This is a genomic window from Timaviella obliquedivisa GSE-PSE-MK23-08B (assembly GCA_019358855.1).
GTDB classification, from domain to species: domain Bacteria; phylum Cyanobacteriota; class Cyanobacteriia; order Elainellales; family Elainellaceae; genus Timaviella; species Timaviella obliquedivisa.
This window is the reverse complement of sequence record JAHHII010000001.1, coordinates 43,470-65,919: the sequence shown is the minus strand read 5'-3', so window position 1 is coordinate 65,919 and position 22,450 is coordinate 43,470. Positions and strand designations below refer to the sequence as shown.

Here is a 22,450-nt window from a genome sequence, read left to right as displayed (position 1 = left end):
TGGTTTTTGAGGGATATTTTGAGGAGCACGGGAGATATCCGCAGCTATTGTTCCCTTGCAACTGCCTTGACATTTCATTCATGGGAAACTTAGCGAAGTCTAGCGTATGCGTGATTATTCACAGATTGTAGTAGGCGGGGGAGCCGCTGGTTTTTTTGGGGCGATCGCCTGTGCAGAAGCTTATCCCTATGCCCGTGTGCTTTTGCTAGAAGCCAGTCACCAACCTCTTGCCAAAGTTAGAATCTCTGGCGGCGGGCGCTGCAATGTAACTCACGCTTGTTTTGATCCTGCACTACTGGTACAGCATTATCCGCGAGGTGGACGGGCGCTACGCGGAGCATTCAGTCGGTTTCAGCCACGAGACACGGTAGCTTGGTTTCAGCAACGGGGCGTGAAGTTGAAGACAGAAGTAGATGGGCGCATGTTTCCCAGTACTGATGACTCCGAGACGATTGTAAATTGCTTGATGCAGTCGGCTCGGCAAGCAGGGGTTGAGGTACTCACGAAGTCTGCGGTAGTGAGCGTGGTGCGGGCTGCTTCGCAGAGATCACCACGCTCACCCCAAGGATTTGAGCTAGAGCTAAAATCGGGAGAAGTTCTGCTTTGCCGTCGTCTACTCCTTAGCACAGGCAGCAGTCCTCAAGGGTATCGCTTTGCTCAAGCTTTAGGACATACTGTTGAACTGCCTGTCCCCTCATTGTTTACGTTCACAATTCCAGACCCACAGCTTCGAGAATTGGCAGGAGTAGCCGTAGAAACTGCCCAAGTGCGGCTCTTAGTCTCAACCCAAAAGCCCTTAGAGCAGACGGGTGCGCTTTTAATTACTCATTGGGGCATGAGTGGCCCTGCGGTGCTGAAGTTATCGGCATGGGGAGCCAGGATCTTGCAGGAGCAGCAGTATCGAGCAGAGATTCAGGTAAACTGGTTGCCGGAAGAAGGCTTAGAGAGCGTGCGGCAAAAGTTGGGGGTAGTAAAAGAGAGGGAAGGCAAGAAGGCGATCGCCACATATTGTCCATTTCCCCCCCTTTCCCGTCGGCTCTGGCAATACTTGCTAACCCGTGCCAGCATCGCCGCCGAAACCCGCTGGGCAGACTTACCTAAAAAAGACTTGACGCAACTGGTTTTAGAACTCACTCAAGGCAGCTACAAGGTTCAGGGCAAAGGCGCATTTAAAGACGAATTTGTCACTTGTGGAGGCGTTCGTCTTAAAGATGTAGATTTCAAAACGATGGAAAGCCGCCTTAGTCCAGGGCTACATTTTGCAGGAGAAATATTGGACATTGACGGAGTTACAGGCGGATTCAATTTTCAGAGTGCCTGGACAACGGGATGGCTGGCAGGGCAAGGAATGGAACCTTAGGAATCTGCACCCAGGACGTACTACAAATAGCACTTTTGCCAAAGTCCCAAAGTCGCTGTTTTGCAGATTTCTTTCCGTTGTATGGTCGCCTCGGCTCGACTAATCAGATTAGATCTGCGTTCTGCCCAAGGTGGAGTATTCGGTAGCTTGGTGGCTTCAGCGATCGCATTTTCCCATTCCCGGCGCTCCATGAACGTTTCTGCGGTCTGGTAAATCACTAAAATCTCCATTTCTTGGCGAATGGCTGCGGCTTGGTCTTGCCAATAGGGATGAGTCGTCACTTGTTGCAAAGCTTGTTGCGTTTGAGAAACATTTTCCTGAGCTAAAGCCGCTTCAGCAGCCAGAATATGTTCGCTGTTATTGTGGTATTCCTGATGCCATTGTTTAAGCAAAGTTTGGGCTGTGTTGTAGGAGTCGCTGACTGAAGGAATTGCAAAGATTGGGTAGATAGCATGGTTGTAGTAATCGGGCGATCGCTTTTGATAATGCAGTTGACCTGCCCTCAAAAGCCCAGATGCAATCTCTTCCATTATTTTTTTTGCTTCAGCATCGATCGTGACTAGCGGAGCAACCCGCTTAATTGCCTCTTCCTGTTTGCCTTCCCTCCTGAGTTGCTGAACAAGGTTTAATTCTTTCCAAGCAAGACCCTTTTCGCAGTCTTTCTTAATAGATTGAGCCTTGGTGTAGGAAGAGCCATCAAGAATTTTATTAGCTTCGGCAATGCAACCGAGGAAATTACCCGTAACCCAAAGCTGCTGTGCAGTAGAGAGGTTATGCATGTGTATTTGCTCAATCTCCAAATTTTCCCCAGAGCGCATGACCGTGTAAGAGATAATGCTGACTCCCAAAAAAGCGCTTGAAATGGATAGAGTGAAGATGGCTGCAATCGTAGACTTGGCAATTCTGCTTTGGTGATCTGGGCGACGAGGATGTGACATACAGAAACTCCAGGAAGTATGGGCATTACTGTATCACATAATTAATCTTTTGTACATACATTTATGGAGAAACTCAGGAGAGTACGTATGTTATACGTATTACAGAATCAATTAATTGATTATACGTTTATACATTCGCAGTACAAGTAAGCTACGCGCATATGCTTCCAGAGAGCGATCGCCCTCTAGAAGTTTTGTCAAAGCATGGCTATTTTTACAAAACACCAGCTATTCAGAGAAATGCAGAGGATTGACAATACTGGTTAAATAAAACACTAAATCTAGATTAAAATCAGCATTGACTTTGTATATCATCTTATATACAGTGGTCGGATGTGCGTTGAGACTCCTGCAAAAATGTACATCACTTGTAGTGTTCTGTAGTGTTTAAGTGTGACATGAGCAATAAAAAACTGGTCAGTTTCAGGTTGCCAGATGACCTAATGCAAGACCTAAGAGCACAGTCTGACCATGATGGTATTTCCGTTACCGAGTTAGTAAGCCGATTGCTCCGCCAAGGGTTGCATAGCCAGGGAGAAGTCAAGCAGAATGAGGAAGAGCGTGTCCATGCTCGAGTTAACCAACGAATTGCATCTTTGGAAGAAGAACTTCAAAGTTTAAAGTTGTCTAAGCAGCCTGCCCAATCTGGCGCTCTAACTCCACTTCAGGCACTTTTGGCTCAAAGCCTAGTCGCACCTGACACAACAGAACTTGAATTGCGCTTGACACAATTAGAGAAAGTGCATGAGACTAATCTTGAGATGAAAACTCATATTGCCCAAATTGAGCAAATGGTGGAACGGCTGATTGCTCAAGCCAAGGATTAGTCTTCAAAACTATGGAGCGATAGGAGGAATGCTTGCCAAAAACGCGACAATTTCAAGACTTTTTATCATGCTGCAATGTCTTGAATTGTCGGATTGTTGAGTCAGAGAGGACATCCCTCCCTGTAACCCCGGTAAATCGGTATTTCTCAACTCTTTATGGGTGTTGTCCATGCCCTCATCGACACTTGCACTTGATAATGTTTTAGTTACGGCAAACGTTCTTCAAAATTTATTGGCACAGAATTCAAAGTCATGTCTGCTATATGGCGACTTGCTCAGGCGACTGGCTCAGCAGGCTGTAGGGTTATACATGTCATCGTTCGATCGAGATTCGGCCGTCGAGTTGCCCAGCTTGTACGGCATTGGGAGCGATCGCGATTGTCAGGCAGCGTATGCTGGCATCCAGCAAGTGATTAAAATTTGCCATGTGGATGAGGCAATTCTGGAACACGCCGAAGAATTTCACATGATTGACCGCTGCAATGCTATTCGTCTTGCCTGTGCAAGTAGCCATAATGTCGATGCGATCGTAACGTGGGAACCTTACCAGTTTGTCCGCGATAACAATGAGCATCGGAGCTTGCGTGAAAACCACGACTTTGATATCAATCTTCGTGCATTCACTGCTGAGGATATGGATGTAGCCTTTCAAAGCATCCGGGTTTTGTCGGTAAATACGTTTCTATTGATGGAATCCGATCGATGTGAGTCTGTGAGTTATTAAAATTCGGGGAAGGCGATCGCCCATGATTCAAGCGCCAGTGATACCAAGCTGCTGAGAGCATTGACTGCCAATCTGATGATGACGAACAGCGAGATGTTGATTAGTTCAATTTTGAGTTAAATTGGGCTGCTCCAGGCAGGATGCGCCAACAATGCCGCCATCACTCGCACGCCTCGAAGCTGATTAGAAAGGGGCAAATGTCCTCGCGGCGCACTCAAATCCCAGGTAAAACCTTGAGGATAGCGCGTCCAATTATTGCCGTTTTTCCAGTCGATTTGCGTCCACAGCTTTTCCCAATCTTTTCCCAACCCTAGCCAAAGTTCGCGCTGTACCGAGAAACCAAACTTCCCCTCAGAATGTACCAACCAAAGGCTATTGATAGTTTGCAAATCAGCGATGGGAAAGCTTTGAACGGCGGTGAAATAAAACCACTTTTGAGTCGCTGCACCTGCCAGTTCGCACATTTTTTCAAGAGTGAGGCGATCGGCAGTTTGGAAATCTTGCTGAGCCAAAAGCGCTTGCAACGGGGCATAATCGATCCCTTTGCTGGACTTGAGGGGAACCACACCCTGGGGAAAGTGAGTTTGCAGAAACTCTTGAGTTTTTTGCGTATTGGCTTTGACCAAAATTTGATAGGTCGTGCCCTCTAAAACTCCCATGGGCTGAGATTGACGCTCTAGAAGAAATTTCATAAGCGCGTCTAACCCTGATTCGCCAGCTTGCGCAAACTCATGAACCAATTGCAACGGGTTACGGACAGCCTCAGCCTTAAGACGGGTCAGTAACTCGTTAATGAAGGGAGGAGTCTCTGGTTGGGAGAGTTCTGAAGGCGTATTCAAGATAGGCTGCACGTCATGCATGGGACAAAGGCTGCATTAATAAACTGCTCGGTTCACGCGATCGTTAGGCAACGGCTCACTTAACTCTAGCGGTTGTATGAGCTTTATGATTCTATCGCGGTCAGAGTCCTTCTAGTGCTTTCAAGGCTGACTCCTATACAAAGCCATACAAAACTATCTGCGGCGTTGCTGAAGATATAATCAACTACTGGCTAAATCTGAGACGATCGATCGCCTCTTTGACAAAGACTTTGGCAAATTCATCCCGTTGATTGAGCCGAAACTGCTCTTGCACGACCTGGCTCATGCCGCCGTCGCCCCACTCTTGGTCACGGCGGAAGTACTCAATGAAGCTCTTTCCGGCAATCCGAATGAGGTAGGCAGCAGTTGCGCCTTGAATTGCCCTGCCCACCAGAAAGGTGCCGACGTTGGTTTGGAGCGCAATGGAGAAAATTTCGATCGCCCCGCGCACAATCCCTAAGCTCACTAAAGTTTTTGCTAAGGAAATAGCCAGTTCTTTGCCGCGCTCTAAGTTAATATCACAGCCGTAGACTTGTCCTAGCTCTACGACCATTTGGGCATTAACTGCGGCGGTTGCCAAAAGATCCACGACGGGCGGAGTCGCGGATACGACTCCAGCACCGATCCATTGGTAACGATCGACAATTTTTTCTGCCTGTCGTAGCCTTTGGGCATCAATCAGCTGTCGAGTTTCTTCGCCCAAGCGTTGAGATTGCAGCAAAATGTTATCTGCCACGAGGTCTTCGCCTTCTGCTCGGAGAACGGCTGCCATGCGGCGGAGGAGCGGCACAATGTTAGGTTCGGGCTGAAAAAAATCACCGTTGTCGAGTCGAACGGGTTGGGGATGGGCAGCGATCGCGACAACATCGACAGGTTGAGTAAAGCTTCTAACTCGTTGCTGAAGTCGCTCTAAAATTGCCGCCTGTTCATCTAGAGGGTAAAGATCAGTTTTGTTGAAAAGGATCAGCGATCGCTTGCCAATTTCTACCAGCGTGCGGAGGGGATCATATTCCGATTGGCGCAGGTCGTTGTCTAGCACGAAGAGGAGTAAGTCGGCTTCGGCAGCCAGTTGTCGAGCTATGCGATCGCGCTCCGTCCCGGCAATGCCTGCTTCTAAAATTCCTGGAGTATCGGTAATTTGAACTTCCCGATTCAAGCCCTTCAGCCGAAACTGATAGGCTTCTCCGATCAGGGTGGTGCCCATGGACGCGCCAACCTGTCCTACAATTCGACCCATAATGGCATTCACGATCGAGGTTTTGCCTGCCGAGCCTGTCCCAAATACAACAACTCGTAGCTCTCGTCGAGATAAGTTTTCCTCAATCTCGCGGGTGCGTTCTAATAAAGCTTGCCGAGTAATTTCGTCCTGAATTTGGTCAACTTGCTGCCGAATGGCTTGCAGATTTACCGTTGCTGCTTCGGTCTTTTCTACCGGAGCTTTGGGAATAGAACGCTGTCGTTTGGGGCGAAGGAATAGGGAGAAATAGTAGGTGATCGCGCCCAGCAAGGCTAGAACCAACAATAGTAGCAAGCCAAACAGGGCATTTGCCAATAGGGGAGAAGCAGTCGCAACGCTGACATAGATGCGCGACAGTGAGTCGATCAGCCAAATCATCAAGCCTAAGGTCAGGATGATGCCGACAATGAGGGTCAGAAGGCGCGATCGAGACATTTATGGCTCCAGTCTCAAGAATAAGATGCTTCTGATCGTAAACCGGAAAGCCTAAAAGCAGTTCAAGAACTTGAAAGACTCTTGAACTGCCACTGGCGGTACATCATCAGAAGTCTCTAAAAGCTTTGCGCAGGAGACGATCCTAATTTCCTAGCTTATTCTCTTTCTCTGGAAAAACTGCCGCTTCTGCGGTTGCCACCGCCACTTTCTTCGCGGGGCTTTGCCTTATTGACTCTAATTTCTCGACCCAGCCACTCTGCGCCGTCTAGCTCAGCGATCGCTGCATCTTCTTGGGCTTCGCTTGACATTTCTACAAATGCAAAACCGCGTTTTCTGCCTGTCTCTCGGTCTGTCGGTAGGCTAACTCGACTGACTTCGCCGTACTCTGCAAAAACTTCCTTCAAATCGTCTTCGGTAGCCTGAAAAGACAGGTTGCCAACGTAAATAGTCACGATCCTCTCCAAACCATTTGAAATACAGGACACAGCTTAAGGACAAGTTTCGAGGAACGAATTACTCCGCTGATACTCACCACTGCTGATTTGTACGCAATCATATCCGATTTGCCTAAAAAACGCAGCAAGCAGCTAACATATTTTTCAAGTTTTGGAACGTCTTTCTCTTTTTTAATACTGCCAATTAAAAATTGTTAAAACGAATGAAAGCCAGACTAACGAACGATCTTTCCCATGTAATCTCCCCATATTCGCGCAGCATCTCCACTACTGCCCCCAGTGGGCGTATTGTCATCATTTCCCAACCAAATTCCGGTAACTAAGGTTTGACTAGGGATATAGCCAACAAACCATAGATCGACATTGTCATTGGTGGTTCCTGTTTTGCCAGCCTCGCCCAGACCTAAAGCGGCGGCGCGTCCAGTGCCCGATTCTACAACGCCTTGGAGCATTGAGGTCATGGTGCCTGCGATCTGGGGATCAAGAATGGAAACGTTGGCTTTGGCATCTTTGGTGTAGTCATAGATCAGGCGGCAGGTGTTGCGATCGTTGATGTCGGTGCATTCGCTGCCATCAAGGATGCGGTTAATGGAGTGGGCAGGATTGCGAACGCCCTGATTCGCAAGAACGCCGAACGCGCTGGTCAGTTCTAGGGGCGTAACTTCGCTTTGCCCTAAAATCATTCCAGGAACAGGGTTAAGCTTGGCAGTAATGCCCATCCGCTGGGCAGTTCGTTCAACGTTGCCGAGTCCAACTGCTTGGGCAATGCGAAGGGCGATCGCGTTTTCGGAGGTCGCCATACCGCTGTACATATCCAGGCTACCGCCGCCAGAGCGACAACCCTCATAGGTTTGTCCGCCCCAGTCTAGGGGAGCGCAGGAGTAGGCGCTACCAGGAGAAATGCCTTGTTCCAAAGCGGTGGTGTAGGCAAAGACTTTGAATGTTGATCCGGGTTGCCTGAAGGCTTGAGTGGCACGATTGAACTGGCTCTCTTTGTAATCAACGCCGCCGACCATGGCAAGTACTGCGCCTGTGCTGGCATTAAGGGTGACCACCGCGCCTTGGGAAAAGCCGCCTGAACCGCCAAATGTGTTCACCCCATTCCGAAGAGAGGCTTCGGCTTGGGCTTGAATTTTGGCATCAAGGCTACTTTCAACAATGAAGTTACCTTCTTGTGCCAGTTGGGTGCCGAGGAGGGTTTCGAGTTCGGTGAAGATATTGCTATAGAAGTAAGGAGCGATCGTACTTTGTAGCTCTTGAATGGCAGCGGGATTAATATCGATGCGCGATCGCCTTGCCCGTTGTGCTTCTTCTAAACTAATCGAGCCTTGTTGCGCCATGTTATTAATGACGCGATCGCGGTACTGTACCGCTGCATCATAGTCTTGCACCGGGTTAAAGCGGTTGGGTGCAGGTAAAATGCCGACTAGGGTTGCTGCTTCTGAAAGAGTCAATTCCTTAGCAGACTTGCCAAAGTAGAATTGGGACGCATCTTCAAAACCATAAAGGCTATTGCCTAAATAGACACGATTGAGGTACGTCAGCATTAAGAAATCTTTGCTGTAGAAGGCTTCTAGTTTAAGAGCGGCGATCGCTTCCCGTAGCTTCCGCCCCGATGAATCATCAGTGCCTACATAGTCTCTGAAAATGCTACGGGCTAGCTGTTGAGTAACGGTACTGCCACCTTCCCGAATTTCACCCTCGCGCAGGTTAGTTACTAAAGCTCGCAAAATGCCCAGCGGGTCAACGCCAAAGTGCCAGTTGTAACGAATATCTTCCGAAGCAATCACCGCTTTGGGCAGATAAGAAGAATATTCGGAGAGTTGTTTTTTCTCGACGTGGGTGCGGTTTTCAATGGGGCGCAAAGGCGTTACACCGTCGCCTGAGTAAACCACGATAGGGCCTTGAACAGAGACAGGTAAAGGTTTAACAGAGAATTTCTGCCATTCGTAGCCAATATAAAGCGCAGTCAGTGCCGTTAGCCCTGTAAAGCCGTATAGCCCGTATCTCAGGGTTTTGATGTACCAGGGGGGTGGATTGTGGAACTGAACCCGGACAGCCGCTGCAAGTTCTGGTGGGCCCAGAGTCAGAACATCGCCATGACGCAGCGCTAGTTTTGCCAGTCGCCGTTTGCCCCGATAAACGCCATTAGTAGATTTTTCATCTTTCAAGACAAAAGATGACTCGCCCTGGCGCTTGTCGCGTGTGAGGGAAATATGGACTTGGCTCACAACTGGATTGCGCACCACAATATCGCAAGACTTAGAACTTCGTCCTAGCAAGTAGTGTTCGCCGAGCAACGGATAAATTTCGGCTTTTTCTGCATCAGCATCTTGCACCCATAGCTCTGGCACTTTGGCATTAGGCTTAAGGACGAGCTGCGAGAAATTGACTTTAGCTTGAACCGTTCGCACAGCCTGAGTAATTGCCCCTAGAATCGTCCTGGGCGGCTGATTGGGCGGCTGATTGGGCGGCTGATTGGACGGAGGAGGGGGAGGTTGGGGAGTCATGCCGGGATGCAGGAGGGGTTAAGCCTGTAGATACAATTTAACTTGCTCCAAGCAATCTAACTTGCCCAGGTTCTTAGACTTTTTTGAGTCGGGCAGTTCAGGAGACTTGAGGGAAAAAGTTAGTCCTAGTCACGCATTATTCTATGTCGGGATTTGCTACTTTGCCCAATGTTAAAGCTCAACTGTTAAAACACGTCTGCATAAGAAATACTCCCTACCCAGCGTAAGATAAAGTAAAGCTGGAAAAGAACCATGAACCAAACGCAAGCCCTAAAGCAAAGCAGTTTCTATGGATCTGTGTATGACAGAAACGATCGCCGATGAAACCTATTGGCAGCAGTGGGAAGAAAGTATTGCAGCGGGCAACGGAGAAATTGTCTATGGAGAGGGCGGGTTCGATCGCCTCGGCAGATGCAAGCATCGCTATAGCCAGGATTATTTTTGGGAGGTAGAATTGCGTCCAGGATTCTGGCTGGAGTTCATGGATGAGGATTACCACCAGTCTCTCAGCACTCTGATAAATCATGATGAGTCGATGCCGATAGTTTCCAAGTTTTGTTTGTCTGGAAACTATCAGGTGCTCACTCCTAACGTTAAGGAGGTCAAAAGCGAGTACGAGGAAAAAGCAGGTCAGAGTTATCTGTTTTTTCTCCCAGATCTGCAAGAAATCGAGCAGTGCCCAGCGAATCAACGCCTTCAGATGGTCAAAATTTGCTGTGACTTAAGTTATTTGCGTTCATTTGGCGTTGATTTTGACGTTCTTCCAGGCGAACTCAAACAATTCTTTGAAGACAAACCGCTTCAACGTTTTCACTGTTCTATCGGAGCGTTAACTCTGGCGATGCAGGCAGCACTCCAGCAAATCATCAACTGCCCGTATCGGGGAATTACAAAGCGTATTTTTTTGGAAGGCAAAGCACTAGAATTGCTAACCTTACAACTGCATCAATGGGCAGAACAACCCAAGCACTCCACCCGCTCTCGCATCCTTCATGCCGATGATGTAGAGCGGGTTCACTGCGCCAGAAATATCTTAATCCACGATATCCAAAATCCACCCTCGCTGATGGATTTAGCCCGACAGGCGGGAATCAATGACTATAAGCTGAAATACGGATTTCGTCAGATCTTTGGCACGACTGTCTTTGGCTATTTACAAGCCTGCCGCATGGAGCAAGCAAAACATCTCCTAACCGAACGGCAATTAAGCATCGGGGCGATCGCCCACGTAGTCGGGTACGCTAGCCAGAGCCGATTTTGTCATGCCTTCAAGCGGCGATATGGAATTACGCCGATCGCCTACCGCACAGGCTCCTGAACTGCAAAAGATCCGGATCGGACAAAAAAAGATCCCGTTCCGACAAAATCTTGTCCCCTGAATCCTCTAATCTCTCCCTATTGAGATTAATTTTCATCTAGTAGATAGTCGGTAGGCTGTATGCTAGCAGAAGCTGTGTGAGGAGTGATGGCAATGGGTTCACAGGATAATGGTAAGACGAGATCATTTCAGAAGGGAGTTTGTTTTGCGTCGTGGAAATTCGTCTATCGATGCTTTATTGTTCTTGCTGCCGCTGGAATTCAGCCTGTACGGGCACAGGATTTATCGGCGATCGCAGCGGATGAAACAATTGCCAGTCAGTCGCAGCAGTCTAATTCAACAAACGTTACTCCAGAAGAAGCGATCGATCGTCTCAGCGAACCAGACCGTCCGGCTAGCACGGTAGAGGAATGGTTAGCCCAATCGAGGGTGCAAATTACAGGGGTGCGAATTAATTCCACCGATGCAGGGTTTGAAATTCTGCTGGAAACAGCAACCGCTCAAGTGCCTGACGTGAATACCTCTGTGGTCGGCAATGCGCTGATTGCAGATATCCCCAATGCGGAGTTGGTATTGCCCAACGGTGCTGAGTTTCAAGCCGCTAATCCTGTAGATGGAATCGCGCTAGTCACAGTTACCTCGCGTGGGACTGGTGTTCGAGTCGCTATTACCGGGGTAGAAGCTCCGCCGATCGCCTCAGTGAGAGCCGATGCCCAGAATTTAGTTCTCAGCGTGGAATCGGGCGCAGCAGACGCAGCAGACGCAGCAGACGCAGCAGAAACAGCCGGAGCGACAGATACAGAAGCAATTCAAGTGGTCGTCACGGGAGAGCAGGACGAAGGCTACAATCCCTCAACCGCAACCACTGGAACCCGAATTGAAGCTCCTTTACGCGATGTTCCTCTGACACTTCAGGTCATTCCTCGTCAGGTGATTGAAGATCGTCAGATCGTAAATCTAACCGAACTGGCGGACAACGTTCCGGGCGTAGAACCCTTTTCAGGCTACGGTGGGCTGCCATCAAATGACTACTACATTCGGGGCTTCAATGCTGGGGAAAGCTTTCGCAATGGATTTCGAGACTTCACGTTTATCAGTCCGCGCGATCCTGCCAATATTGAGCGGGTTGAATTTCTTAGAGGGCCAGCTTCCGTCTTGTATGGAGGAGGATTTAACCTTACAGGAGCGGTTAACACGGTTACAGAACGCCCTCTCCCTGAACCCCGCTATGAGGTTGGTGTTACGGTTGGAAGCTACGAGTTTTACAAACCCACCCTCGACTTCACAGGCCCTCTGACCGAAAACGGCAGCCTTTTATATCGACTCAACGTTGCCTACACCAACGCCGACAGTTTCCGAGATTTTAACGAGCGAGAGAGCATTTTTGTTGCCCCGGTGCTGACCTGGAATATTGGCCCGCGAACCACCTTAACGACTGAATTTGAATATCAGAACTATGACTATGTATTCGATCGCGGTTTTCCGCCTGGTGAAATCTTTTTAGGATTGCCGCGCGATCGCTTTCTGTTTGAACCCGATCTAAACCGGGCACAGTTTGAGTCCTATTACTTCGGCTACAACTTTGAACATGAATTTAACGATCAGTGGAAAATTCGGCAAGGATTTGGTGGACTCGTAGTAGAGGGAAATACAGAAGCCGCTGTTCTTACGAACTTCTCTGACCCTTTTACCGATGAAGATGGTCGGACATTACAGCGTGGAGCACAGCGATCGGATGAGCTACAGGAAAACTTCTCTCTGCAAACTGAGATTATTGGTGAATTCAACACGGGTTCGGTTGAACATAACCTGCTGTTCGGGGTTGAATACGCTCGCTTCAATTTTGCCTACGATTTCTTTAGGGCTTCGCTGGGATCGATCGACATCTTCGACCCAGAATACGGCGATAAACCCGGAGATTATTCTCCCAGTTTTGCGGAGGAATATGGAACCCGGAATATAGGCGTTTACGTACAGGACTTGATTTATCTCACGCCCAACTTAATTGTGCTGGCTGGAGGACGGCTGGACTTTAACGATTCCTACTACCGGGACACACTGAACAACTCAACCAACAACGAGGAATCGGCTACCAGGTTTTCGCCGCGATTGGGAATTGTTTATCAACCCGGTGAGGATACCTCGCTGTACTTCAACTGGGCAAATGCGTTTACCCCTAATATCTTTGGCGGCAGAACCCGCACCGGAGATGCTTTTGACCCGGAACGGGCACAGCAGTTTGAACTGGGTTTAAAGCAAGAGTTTTTTGACGATCGCCTTTCTGCGAACCTTGCACTCTATAACATTACTCGCCAAAACGTTTCGACGACTGATCCTGAAGACCCGGACTTCAGCATCCAAACTGGGGAGCAAACCAGCCGCGGTGTTGAACTGGATGTGACAGGCGAGATTTTGCCGGATTGGAATGTGATTGCCACCTATGCCTACACCGATGCCTTTGTCAGCGAAGATAACACAATTCCAGTGGACGATCGCTTAGCCGGGATTCCAGAACACACGGCTAGCCTATGGACTACCTACGAAATTCAAAGCGGTAGTCTACAGGGGTTAGGATTTGGCTTAGGGCTGGTGTACGTCGATGAACGCGAAGCAGGGCTCCCCAACATAGGGGTCACGATACCTTCCTATTTCCGCACCGATGCCCGTCTCTCCTACCGACGGGATAACTGGCAAGCTGCTGTGAACATCAAGAATTTGTTCAACGTTGAATACTACAACACGCAGGGATTTTTTATTACGCCTCAGGCTCCGCTTACCGTATTGGCAAATTTCTCTGTAGAGTTTTGATGAGGCAAGCAATACTGTGTACGCCATGACAAATATCTTACGCTGGCTGAGACTTATTCTGCTATTCGTCCTGGCATTGAGCGTTGTCTCAGCCTGTAGCGGGCGATCGGCTCAAGTCGCTCCTTCTCCCTCTGAGGGTGACTGTCGAATGATTCAGCACGCTCTAGGGGAAACCTGTGTCCCTAATCGACCTCAGCGAGTCATTGTCTTGGGCATTCCAACGCTGGGTGATGCAATGGCACTGGGCGTTAAGCCGATCGCTTCAATTGTCTACTTTGACGATCCGCCTCCCTATTTGGCAAAACATCTGGAATCAATTCAGAGTCTTGGCAAGGAAGGGCAGCCCAATCTCGAAAAAATATTGGCATTGAAGCCCGACCTAATCATTGGCACCAAATATTCTAGTGAAGCGACCTACAATCAACTTTCTAAAATTGCACCAACTGTTGTAGATAACTGGGAGGGATATCCGTCTTGGCGAAACCACTTCAATTTCGTTGCTAAGGTACTAAACAAAAATGAGGAAGCCAAGCAAGTGTGGGCAGAGTATAACCAGCGAATTGCCTCTCTAAAAACATCTTTAGGAAATCGGCTTCAAGATTCAGAAGTTTCTTTTGTTCATATCTGCTGCGGCACGATCGACATTGACTTGAAGAATTCATTTAACGGTGGCATTCTAGCCGATGCCGGGATACGTCGCCCGCCTAGTCAAGCCGTTCCGATTGAAGGAGGAATTACGCTGCTTTCAGAAGAACGGCTAATTGATATTGATGGAGACATTCTGTTTGTTGCAACAGACGGTGAAAAATCCATTCAGAAATTAGCAGAACTAAAGCAGAACCCTTTGTGGAAGAACCTGAGAGCCGTTCAGCAGAATCAAGTATACCCCGTCAATTACCCAACCTGGAGAGGCGGAAATCCTCTGGCTGCGGACGCGGTTATTGATGATTTAGTTAAATATCTGGTGAATGACGGTCAACCTACTTGATGTTTCTTTATGAACTCACCCGCTTTAATTCGTTGGCGATCGCTCCTCGTTCTCCTATTCTCTACACTCTCTGCCTGTCATTTTCAAATTCCTGAAACTAATCAACCGACATCGTCTTTGTCCGTTCAAGCTAGCAATACCGATCCGGCTTGCAAAGTCGTGAACCATGCCTGGGGAAAAACTGAGCTATGTGAACAACCTCAGCGCATCATTGCACTTGATCCCCATGCCCTGGATTTACTGCTCTCTCTAAACATTCAACCCATTGGCTACTCTGAAGACAGCCGCGCTTTAGTGGGCAACCCCAAATTAGGGCAATCGGTCAACGGCGTAAAGTATTTGGGCGATCGCCTGCGTTCTTCACCCACTCATGTAGGTACATGGCAAACTCCGTCTCTAGAAACCATGCTAGGGCTAAAACCTGATCTAATTCTTAGCGGGTATTTAGACGAATCACAATACAAAAACTTTTCTCAACTGGCACCGACGCTGATCCCAATTGACGACTGGACTTCTCCCAAGCAATGGCAGGATAGCTTACTGCTTTTAGGACAAATTCTCGATCGGGAAACGCAAGCTCAGCAGGCGATCGACGCATACAATAGAAACGTAATTTCTACAAAAAATGAATTAATACAAACGGGTCGCCAAAACGTTTTACTGTTGTCAATGACCGGGTTAGATGATGTTGGTATTTTTAATCATAAAACATTTGCAGGAGCAATTTTAGAAGATCTAGGCTTTGAACTTTTAGTTCCGAATGAGTTAAGCGAAACAAATGGAGAAATTGTAATCTCCCTGGAAACGCTGCCCCAACTTAGACCTGATTTGATCATTGTGATGGCAAGTGGAGACAGCCAAGTTGACCAGGTGAAATCGGTATGGGAAGGCAATTCCGTTTTACGATCGCTTCCAGCCTATCAGAACGATCAAGTCTATTTTGTCGATTATCATCTGTGGAGCCGGATTCAGGGAGCGATCGCTGCCGAGCTAGTTATTGCGCAGGTTCGGGAGATGCTGCTGAATACCAAATCAGTCTCGGCACGCTAATGAGTCACAATTGCTCCATCGAATCTAACGAATCACGAATACTTCAACATTGAGAATTAGAAAGTTTATCTGTGCGTACATTCACCATTGTCTGGTTTGGTCAATTAGTATCTACGATTGGCAGCTATATGACCGAATTTGCCCTCATCCTCTGGGCATGGCATCTCACTAAATCAGCAACGGCTCTAGCTCTGGTGGGCTTCTTTTCACAGCTTCCCCGCATCCCCATTTCACTCGTTGCTGGACTTATTGTCGATCGCTACAATCGCAAGCACTTAATGATGTTAGGCGATGCGATCGCCGCTCTCTCAACCCTGGTTATCGGATTACTTTATCTTGCCGATAGTCTGCAAATCTGGCATTTGTACCTTCTAGCAGCCATCAGCGGAGGATTCGGACAAATTCAGAGCTTAGCCTACTCTACCTCCATTACTCTTATTGTACCCAAGCAGCATTACACTCGTGCCAACAGCATGGATTCTGCGATTCATTACGGGTCTGCGATCGTTGCCCCTGCCCTGGCTGGAGTTCTGTATCCATTCGTTGGTTTTTTGGGGATATTGCTGATTGATTTGGTCACCTTTGGAATGGCGATCGCCACCCTCCTCCTCGTTCATATTCCTCAGCCGCAGCCAAATCCAGAAACAGATTCAGAAACCATTACGCAAAAGCTGACTTTTGGCATTCGCTATGTGTTTACCCAGCCTGGCTTGCGCTCTCTGTTAATCATTACCACTCTCTTCTGGTTTGCTCATGACCTGGGTGAAGCCGTATACGACCCGATGATTCTGGCTCGCACGAATGGCAGTGCTCAAGTTTTGGCAAGCGTTGCTTCAGCCGCCGGAATTGGAGGTGTGACTGGCGCAATTATTCTCAGCGCCTGGGGTGGAACCAAACGACGAATTCACGGAATGCTGGCTGGGTTTATGGGGGCGGGTTTAAGTAAAACAGTCTTTGGTTTCGGGCAAGTTCCGCTAGTTTGGATTCCGGCTCAGTTCTGCTCATCTTTAAACTTTCCACTGTTGGGCAGTTCGGAAACCGCGATCTGGATGGAAAAAATTGCGCCAGAAATTCAGGGGCGAGTGTTTGCGGCAAACGCGCTCGTGGTGCAGAGTGTCAGTGCGATCGCCCTATTAATTGCTGGGCCGCTCGCCGATCGTGTATTTGAACCCGCTTTACAACAAAACAACAGGCTTACTTCCTTATTTCACGCCATTGTCGGGACGGGTGCAGGAGCAGGCATTTCACTTCTATATATTCTGACCTCTATGACTCTAGTTTTAATTGGCTTAGGGGGGTATGTGCTGCCGACGCTGCGGCGAGTCGAAGACTGATGCCCCTGTTGCCTATTGTCTCTTCTGTAAAGTGTCCCGGTAAGAAAGTGTCCCTGCAAGCGTAGTCCTTAAGGTCGGTTGGAAAAGTGGATGGTTTTTTAAGTCTAATTATTTGGCTTAAAGGCAGGATGTCTGCTGTTTATGTTCCGGAAAAAGCGTGTCACTCATAAAACTGGATACTTTCGGGAACGTATTCTTTGATCCTTCTGTCTTACTTGGAATAACAGCACCTCGTTGCGAAAGAAAACTCGGTTACTTGAGAAGTTGAGGAATTAAATTATGGCATCTAGCTCTAGCTTGGCTCTTGATATTAAAGATTTGATCACAGACCTAAACAATAAAAAAGCCTTTGGGCAGTTGGACTTAGGTGACATTTTTGGACTGAGCACTAATAGCAACAAAGTTGTAGGAAATTCAGATTTAGGCGATTTCTTCAACGGACTTAGCAAAGTTAACTTTAGCAACATCAAGCTGGATAAAATTGACTTCGGTGATTTCTTTAGAGGCGTTAGCAGCTTTTTCAGCAACGTCACTGGAAAAGATTTTAAGGTCGATAAGTTGTTCAGTGATGTGGGCAACGTTGATTTATTGCAAGGGATTAAGCTGGGCAGCTTATTTAGAGGACTGAGTGATACTGCATTCCCCATGTTTACTGGTGTAAAAGTTGATGATTTTATCGAAGTCATTGACGCTTTTGATGCAGTCGACAATTCCGGCAATGTTGATTTGCTCGGTGGCATTGGCTCTGTGCTAAATTCTTTGGGTAGCTCGGGTCTTTTGCAAGACTTTGTTGTGAATAATTTGCTGTTTGGCGGTGTTGGCGGGATTGCCGGAACAGTGCTGAAAGGTTTGGCAAGCAACGATTTCATGCGCGGCGGAGATGGTGTTGACAAGTTGCTAGGGCAAGTGGGCGATGACCTGCTAAACGGTGGTGGCGGTGGCGATTTACTCAGAGGTTTAGTGGGTAATGATGTTCTCGCTGGTCTTTTTGGTGATGATACTTTGGATGGTGGTAAAGGTAATGATACGCTTATCGGTGGGAAAGGCATTGATGAGTTAATTGGTGGAGCTGGAAACGATCGCTTTGTGGTTGAAATCAATGGTGGTAACGACATCATTAAGGACTTCAAAAATAGCTTCGATCGCATCGTAGTTCTGGGCAAAGTTGACTTTAGCGATCTAGATATTTCTCAAAAGAATGGCAGCACTATTATTAGTGTGGGCGATCAAGATATTGCAACCTTAAAGGGTGTTAATAAGGCTCTGATCAACGCGGCTGACTTCTTGTTTATCTAGAGACTTTATGCTTGATTAGGGTGCATCTTTAAGTTCGATTAGAATGGCATGAGCGTAGCGCTAAGGCGTTGACTTCGTGCCATTCTTCATTAGATAAAGGTTGATTAATTAATTGAATTCTAAAACATTGAGAGGCTGAAGCTGTGAGCACATTGATGATAGTTTGAGTCGGAATTTTTAGGTCGAGAACAGGTTCAAGAGGTTGCTCAAAGACTTGTTGAAAAAGTGTAGGATCAGGGTTAAGGCGCATAGAGCCATGCTGCAAAATGGCTGAATTGCGGCGAAGCTGGGCGCTCCCGATGAACTTACTATTGTTAGAAGTCATTAGATCGGCGGCTGTGGCAGTGCCAAAACAGTTAGGGTTATGGATGTAGCCGCGCTTAGCTTGACCATATTCCAGCGAGATAGAGAGCGATCGCCATCCTTCAATCAAGAACTGACAAATCTCGCGGTAAGCCTCTGCCCGACTTGCCGCGAACCCCGATGCAATTACTGCATAAGTTAAGTCGTCTTGATGAAGAACTGCGCGTCCGCCACTCGGACGACGGATAATCTCAATAGGCTGGTTATTCCAACTCAACTGCTGCCAGAAGTTAGGAAATTTTGACTGGTGATAGCCCAGGGAAATAGCGACAGGTGACCAGGTGTAGAACCTTAGTGTGGGAGGATGCAAGCCTAAACAGTGCTGGTTAAATAGCCACAGATCTAGCGCCATTTGAATATTCCCTGGTGCTTCAAGGCACGGAATAAAGCGCCAGACGGGCGAGTTAAGGGTACTCATGAGTGACGAATGGCACTGCTACGAGTTCGCCTTCAACTGCGCCAATGGTCACTTTAAGTCCAGGTGTGACAGCTTTGGTGCGGATGTATGCCAGTCCAAAGTGTCCGGTGGCGGTTTGGGTGCAGCTTGTGAGTTTGCCAATTTTTTCTTCACCCTCTGTGATGGAGCTATCAACTTCGGCAGCGGCGTTCATTTTGATGCCCCAAAGCTGTTGTTTAACGCCCCGATAGGAGTGGAGCCGGGCGATCGTTTCCTGACCAATGTAGCAGCCCTTGCTAAGGGAAATCGTTTGCCACAAGCCAGCTTCCAAAGGGTTTACAGCGTCGGTAAGTTCTTGCCCAGCGGCGGGGCGACCTTGCTGAATGCGGAGTTCCTCCCAGGCTTGAGTGCCAAAGGGCTGTGCGCCTGCTGCTGCAAGGGTTTGCCAGAGTTGGGCAGCATCATTGACAGCAGCAATGAGGGTGTAGCCAGGAGTGGTTAGACCGCTGCCGACTGCCACTCGGACTTCCACCCCACCGATCGCCATGAGTTGATGACTGGCATAAGGCTGCTGGGCGATCGCTCCCATGCCCAATGCGTCCGTCAGCCCCTCTCCTAGCAAGCTAAAAGCAACGGTCGATTCTGTAATATCTTGTAGCTCCACCTTGTCAGCAAAGAAGATAAAGCGATCCATCCATTCCATCAATCGCTGATTGTAGCCGGGTGATACGAGGAGCAGAACCGCATCTTCAGTGACGTAGGCGGTGGCAAGATCAATCGTGCGTCCTGTGGAAGTAACAAATACAGTGTCGCAGCCTTGACCTGACTTGAGAATATTAAAGTCGTTGGTGGTTTGATTATGGAGAAAGCGGAGGCGATCGTCCCCAGTCATTTGAATTCTGCCCCAATGGGTGCGATCGCATAGACCCACTTTGCCAACTGTAATTTGCTCCATAACTGCGGCATCATTACCAAAATGAGCGGGTATGTTGTTTATGAAGATTGCACCTGCTTCTGCTTGGAGGTCTTGTAATGGCTGAGTCATAGGTGCTTAAAAAAGGTAGGTATGTTCATTTTACTGGCTTACAAGCGTGATCGATGTGCCGCATGGGGCAGTGGAACAGTTTGCATGAAAGAGAGTGAGATAACCGATATGAATGAGATAGAGCATCTTCAGTCAAGATTCTTAGGCAAGAACGTTGTTAGGCATATATGAAAATTAGTTACCTATTGATGACTGCGTTTGTGATGGTTTCGATGTTTGACGGGGCCAGCTTTGCGTTAAGCCGGTACAAAATGCCCCAGATGCAGCCCCCTTTGGTACAGCCACAAGCAGAAAAACGAACCCTAACAGGGCAAGCGATCGCCCTAACAAATTGGGTACGCTTGAGCAGCAAATTCTATAAACTGCGACAGCATCTGCGATAGGCATCTTCGCCAAGAGCAGCTTTTCTCAGGGTTCTTCGGTTGCGGTTGCACCGGAAAAACTGTTAAAGATTTGCCCAATCAACTGCTTTGTTTTAACATCCAGCTTTTGCCAATCGACATCGCCTGTCTCATCAATTAGGGTGGTATCGATTTCGACGATCAAATCCGTGTCCATGGCATTGAGGACAGGGCTATAGTTGCGAAAACAAATTTGGTAGCAGAGTTGCCAAATATCTACAGTAATTTGGCGACCCTGGTACTGTAAGCAAAGCAGATAGCCAGGATGGGGGCTAGGGAGACGAACTAAGGCTTCTTGAATCTCTTCTAAGTCTTCGGGAGCAGAAGTTTCAAGCTGTTGCCGTAGCTCTAGCACTTGGGTTTTAGTGGCTTCTGAAATACCATCTGCCCACATCTGGACTTCTTGGTAAGTGCCTTTCCAATGGGAAGTTTCGAGCTGCTTGCCGATGTTATCAATCACGCGGATAAAGGTAGGCTGCATCAGCAGTTCAGCCTGTTCCCATGCGCGAGTGTTAGCAAATTTTGGCATTGGTATCAGCAGAAAATCAGGGACATGAAGATCATCATAAGCATTGAAGGCACATTGCGGAAATAGCCTTCAACAATCCGCTGTTTTTCAGTTGGATGATCAGGATCTCAATCCTGCCTTCAATTTTCTCTTTGATTGACTAGAGCAACTGCTTCTTTCCAAGTTTTTGCTTTTACGCTGAATTCTTTGCGCACGTTGTCGAGCATCTTAAATTTTTCCTTCAGTTTTCCTTCAGTCCAAACCTCTGGCGTTTTGGGTGTAGAGATAGGCTTAGGAGTAAAGGAAGGTGGAGCTTGGGAAAGGAAGCTCAGTTGCTTCTGAGCATTTTCAATCCTGATCTGTGCCTCTAACTTCCGCGCCTCTCGCTCTAACCTCACAACCTCCAGTTCATCCAGAGTTTGTAGCTTTTGTTCGGCATCAATATAACTATCAAAGTCTCCGGCAGCTTCAGCTTTTTGCCGTTGCACCATCAGTTTCTCAACGATGGAATGCTTAGATGGGCTGTCTGTATTGGACTCAATTTCAGTAGAATCTTCTGCCTCAACCCCGATCGCCTCTGCTAAAACCTTAGGAGACTCTTCTGTCTCAATACCGACTGCCTCTGCTAAAGCCTTAACCGAGGCATCAAATAATTGCTCCTGAGCTTCGGCTGCGTTTAGAACCGCAACTCCAGCATCAAATAAGTTTTGTTTAACCGATTCAAACCCTCGATTTCGTTCTGCTCTGGTTCTCATGGCTTTATTCCTCATAATCTTTTGCGACTTGATCTAGAAGATGTTTTAGCTTGGGTGACAAGCTGCTGCGCTGGGTTGGACTCATTTCTTGGTATGCCTTTGCCATTTCTTCCATGTCTTGGTCGTACTCTTGCTGGATGGCGCTGACTTGTTGATTGGCTTCTACCAGTTTGTCCATTGTGAGTTTGAGTTGCTCTTGGGCTTTGTTGCGTTGGGCTGTCATGTTGCCCAATCTGCCGCGCATCGAGTTTCGAGAGGCGATCGCGTCCTTTTTAGAAGCGATCGCTTCCATTAACTTATGGAGAATTCCTTTTTTCTCTTGCTGTTCTTGGCGGACTAAAGCTGAGGTCTGTTCCACCTCTTGCTGAAGCCTCAAGGTTTCAACATCTTTTTCTTCGATCTGCTGCCAAAGCTGATTGTGCTGTTGGTTTAAGCGATCGTTCTCCGCCTGGATGCGACCTTGGTTATGAGCCTTAATCTGCTCTGAATTAGGTTTATTAGTATTGCTGCGCTCTAACTTTCTCATAGCAATTTTTTAAATATCGATAGATTCTTGGCGAGAGATACCTTAGATTAGCAGCATCGCACTGGCTGCCTTGAGAATTTCTAACAGATGTTTTTGGTTCCTTAGTACGGTAACGTCACTTTCTACAGTTTTGTTTCAACGCATTCAAGATTCTCTAGAAACTTCATCATTATTCTGTTCTGGCTTCTCTACGTTCTGAGCAAGATTTAATGGTCAAGAGGGATAGAGATAAAAGTCAGATCGCCGCTTTGGGATCTGTCACATTTCTTGTCTGAAAGTTTTGCCAGCATAAGACACCATAGTTTAAAAACAGTT

Annotated in this window: 20 protein-coding genes; 10 read left to right on the top strand and 10 right to left on the bottom strand. The window is 47.8% G+C overall.

The genetic code is table 11. The features are described 5' to 3' along the window. Positions 1-106: 106 nt before the first annotated feature. Positions 107-1,360 (top strand): NAD(P)/FAD-dependent oxidoreductase, encoded by a 1,254-nt coding sequence (locus KME11_00320; protein ID MBW4513651.1) that lies wholly within the window; start codon positions 107-109, stop codon positions 1,358-1,360. Positions 1,361-1,380: 20 nt separating this feature from the next. Here KME11_00320 and KME11_00315 read toward each other — a convergent pair whose 3' ends face one another. Then, positions 1,381-2,298 (bottom strand): hypothetical protein, encoded by a 918-nt coding sequence (locus tag KME11_00315; protein MBW4513650.1) that lies wholly within the window; start codon positions 2,296-2,298, stop codon positions 1,381-1,383. A gap of 398 nt (positions 2,299-2,696) precedes the next feature. Between KME11_00315 and KME11_00310 the strand changes: the two genes are divergently transcribed. Together KME11_00310 and KME11_00305 are read left to right on the top strand one after the other, a co-directional pair. Further along, complete coding sequence (locus KME11_00310) at positions 2,697-3,125, top strand: hypothetical protein (protein MBW4513649.1); 429 nt, start codon at positions 2,697-2,699, stop codon at positions 3,123-3,125. 169 nt (positions 3,126-3,294) lie between these two features. After that, positions 3,295-3,849, top strand: coding sequence for a hypothetical protein (locus tag KME11_00305; GenBank protein ID MBW4513648.1), 555 nt, complete (start codon positions 3,295-3,297; stop codon positions 3,847-3,849). Between the two features lie 116 nt (positions 3,850-3,965). Here KME11_00305 and KME11_00300 read toward each other — a convergent pair whose 3' ends face one another. From KME11_00300 to KME11_00285, 4 genes are all read right to left on the bottom strand, one after another. Continuing rightward, positions 3,966-4,709 (bottom strand): GUN4 domain-containing protein, encoded by a 744-nt coding sequence (locus KME11_00300; protein MBW4513647.1) that lies wholly within the window; start codon positions 4,707-4,709, stop codon positions 3,966-3,968. Positions 4,710-4,893: 184 nt separating this feature from the next. Continuing rightward, entirely contained in the window at positions 4,894-6,381 is a 1,488-nt protein-coding gene (locus KME11_00295) for a DUF697 domain-containing protein (protein MBW4513646.1), read from the bottom strand. A gap of 155 nt (positions 6,382-6,536) precedes the next feature. Beyond that, entirely contained in the window at positions 6,537-6,833 is a 297-nt protein-coding gene (locus tag KME11_00290; GenBank protein ID MBW4513645.1) for an RNA-binding protein, read from the bottom strand. A 218-nt stretch (positions 6,834-7,051) separates the two neighbouring features. Then, a complete protein-coding gene (locus tag KME11_00285; protein ID MBW4513644.1) occupies positions 7,052-9,346 on the bottom strand; it encodes a transglycosylase domain-containing protein in 2,295 nt (764 codons plus the stop codon). Between the two features lie 289 nt (positions 9,347-9,635). On the opposite strand from KME11_00285, the gene KME11_00280 reads away from it, so the two are divergent. The 6 genes from KME11_00280 to KME11_00255 all read left to right on the top strand — a co-directional run bounded on the left by KME11_00280 (position 9,636) and on the right by KME11_00255 (position 18,140). Continuing rightward, on the top strand, positions 9,636-10,664 hold the full coding sequence (locus KME11_00280) for an AraC family transcriptional regulator (GenBank protein MBW4513643.1): 1,029 nt from the start codon (positions 9,636-9,638) through the stop codon (positions 10,662-10,664). 147 nt (positions 10,665-10,811) lie between these two features. Continuing rightward, positions 10,812-13,472, top strand: coding sequence for a TonB-dependent siderophore receptor (locus KME11_00275; protein ID MBW4513642.1), 2,661 nt, complete (start codon positions 10,812-10,814; stop codon positions 13,470-13,472). Positions 13,473-13,497: 25 nt separating this feature from the next. Further along, positions 13,498-14,460 (top strand): iron-siderophore ABC transporter substrate-binding protein, encoded by a 963-nt coding sequence (locus KME11_00270; protein MBW4513641.1) that lies wholly within the window; start codon positions 13,498-13,500, stop codon positions 14,458-14,460. A 9-nt stretch (positions 14,461-14,469) separates the two neighbouring features. Next, entirely contained in the window at positions 14,470-15,510 is a 1,041-nt protein-coding gene (locus KME11_00265; protein ID MBW4513640.1) for an iron-siderophore ABC transporter substrate-binding protein, read from the top strand. Between the two features lie 71 nt (positions 15,511-15,581). Next, positions 15,582-16,844 (top strand): MFS transporter, encoded by a 1,263-nt coding sequence (locus tag KME11_00260; GenBank protein MBW4513639.1) that lies wholly within the window; start codon positions 15,582-15,584, stop codon positions 16,842-16,844. A gap of 279 nt (positions 16,845-17,123) precedes the next feature. Further along, positions 17,124-18,140, top strand: coding sequence for a hypothetical protein (locus KME11_00255; GenBank protein MBW4513638.1), 1,017 nt, complete (start codon positions 17,124-17,126; stop codon positions 18,138-18,140). A gap of 28 nt (positions 18,141-18,168) precedes the next feature. On the opposite strand, the gene KME11_00250 is transcribed toward KME11_00255, so the two are convergent. Together KME11_00250 and KME11_00245 are read right to left on the bottom strand one after the other, a co-directional pair. Next, the gene (locus KME11_00250; GenBank protein MBW4513637.1) at positions 18,169-18,921 is read right to left on the bottom strand and encodes a lipoate--protein ligase family protein; all 753 of its coding nucleotides are present in this window, start codon (positions 18,919-18,921) and stop codon (positions 18,169-18,171) included. Then, positions 18,908-19,945 (bottom strand): folate-binding protein, encoded by a 1,038-nt coding sequence (locus tag KME11_00245; GenBank protein ID MBW4513636.1) that lies wholly within the window; start codon positions 19,943-19,945, stop codon positions 18,908-18,910. Before KME11_00245 ends, KME11_00250 begins: the two co-directional genes overlap by 14 nt. Positions 19,946-20,112: 167 nt before the next feature. Here KME11_00245 and KME11_00240 point away from each other — a divergent pair, with 167 nt between their 5' ends. Then, on the top strand, positions 20,113-20,328 hold the full coding sequence (locus KME11_00240; GenBank protein ID MBW4513635.1) for a hypothetical protein: 216 nt from the start codon (positions 20,113-20,115) through the stop codon (positions 20,326-20,328). Positions 20,329-20,353: 25 nt separating this feature from the next. Here KME11_00240 and KME11_00235 read toward each other — a convergent pair whose 3' ends face one another. The 3 genes from KME11_00235 to KME11_00225 form a co-directional block, all read right to left on the bottom strand. After that, positions 20,354-20,875 carry a hypothetical protein gene (locus KME11_00235; GenBank protein MBW4513634.1) on the bottom strand — a complete coding sequence of 174 codons (522 nt, stop codon included), beginning with the start codon at positions 20,873-20,875 and terminating at the stop codon, positions 20,354-20,356. Positions 20,876-20,994: 119 nt separating this feature from the next. Further along, a complete protein-coding gene (locus KME11_00230) occupies positions 20,995-21,609 on the bottom strand; it encodes a hypothetical protein (GenBank protein MBW4513633.1) in 615 nt (204 codons plus the stop codon). Between the two features lie 4 nt (positions 21,610-21,613). Further along, entirely contained in the window at positions 21,614-22,135 is a 522-nt protein-coding gene (locus KME11_00225) for a hypothetical protein (protein MBW4513632.1), read from the bottom strand. Between the last annotated feature and the right edge of the window lie 315 nt (positions 22,136-22,450).

Coding starts and splice junctions, on each gene's coding strand:
- KME11_00320 (MBW4513651.1), top strand. CDS start 107: ATGCGTGATTATTCACAGATTGTAGTAGGCGGGGGAGCCGCTGGTTTT.
- KME11_00315 (MBW4513650.1), bottom strand. CDS start 2,298: ATGTCACATCCTCGTCGCCCAGATCACCAAAGCAGAATTGCCAAGTCT.
- KME11_00310 (MBW4513649.1), top strand. CDS start 2,697: ATGAGCAATAAAAAACTGGTCAGTTTCAGGTTGCCAGATGACCTAATG.
- KME11_00305 (MBW4513648.1), top strand. CDS start 3,295: ATGCCCTCATCGACACTTGCACTTGATAATGTTTTAGTTACGGCAAAC.
- KME11_00300 (MBW4513647.1), bottom strand. CDS start 4,709: ATGCATGACGTGCAGCCTATCTTGAATACGCCTTCAGAACTCTCCCAA.
- KME11_00295 (MBW4513646.1), bottom strand. CDS start 6,381: ATGTCTCGATCGCGCCTTCTGACCCTCATTGTCGGCATCATCCTGACC.
- KME11_00285 (MBW4513644.1), bottom strand. CDS start 9,346: ATGACTCCCCAACCTCCCCCTCCTCCGTCCAATCAGCCGCCCAATCAG.
- KME11_00280 (MBW4513643.1), top strand. CDS start 9,636: ATGGATCTGTGTATGACAGAAACGATCGCCGATGAAACCTATTGGCAG.
- KME11_00275 (MBW4513642.1), top strand. CDS start 10,812: ATGGCAATGGGTTCACAGGATAATGGTAAGACGAGATCATTTCAGAAG.
- KME11_00270 (MBW4513641.1), top strand. CDS start 13,498: ATGACAAATATCTTACGCTGGCTGAGACTTATTCTGCTATTCGTCCTG.
- KME11_00265 (MBW4513640.1), top strand. CDS start 14,470: ATGAACTCACCCGCTTTAATTCGTTGGCGATCGCTCCTCGTTCTCCTA.
- KME11_00255 (MBW4513638.1), top strand. CDS start 17,124: ATGGCATCTAGCTCTAGCTTGGCTCTTGATATTAAAGATTTGATCACA.
- KME11_00250 (MBW4513637.1), bottom strand. CDS start 18,921: ATGAGTACCCTTAACTCGCCCGTCTGGCGCTTTATTCCGTGCCTTGAA.
- KME11_00245 (MBW4513636.1), bottom strand. CDS start 19,945: ATGACTCAGCCATTACAAGACCTCCAAGCAGAAGCAGGTGCAATCTTC.
- KME11_00240 (MBW4513635.1), top strand. CDS start 20,113: ATGAAAATTAGTTACCTATTGATGACTGCGTTTGTGATGGTTTCGATG.
- KME11_00235 (MBW4513634.1), bottom strand. CDS start 20,875: ATGCCAAAATTTGCTAACACTCGCGCATGGGAACAGGCTGAACTGCTG.
- KME11_00230 (MBW4513633.1), bottom strand. CDS start 21,609: ATGAGAACCAGAGCAGAACGAAATCGAGGGTTTGAATCGGTTAAACAA.
- KME11_00225 (MBW4513632.1), bottom strand. CDS start 22,135: ATGAGAAAGTTAGAGCGCAGCAATACTAATAAACCTAATTCAGAGCAG.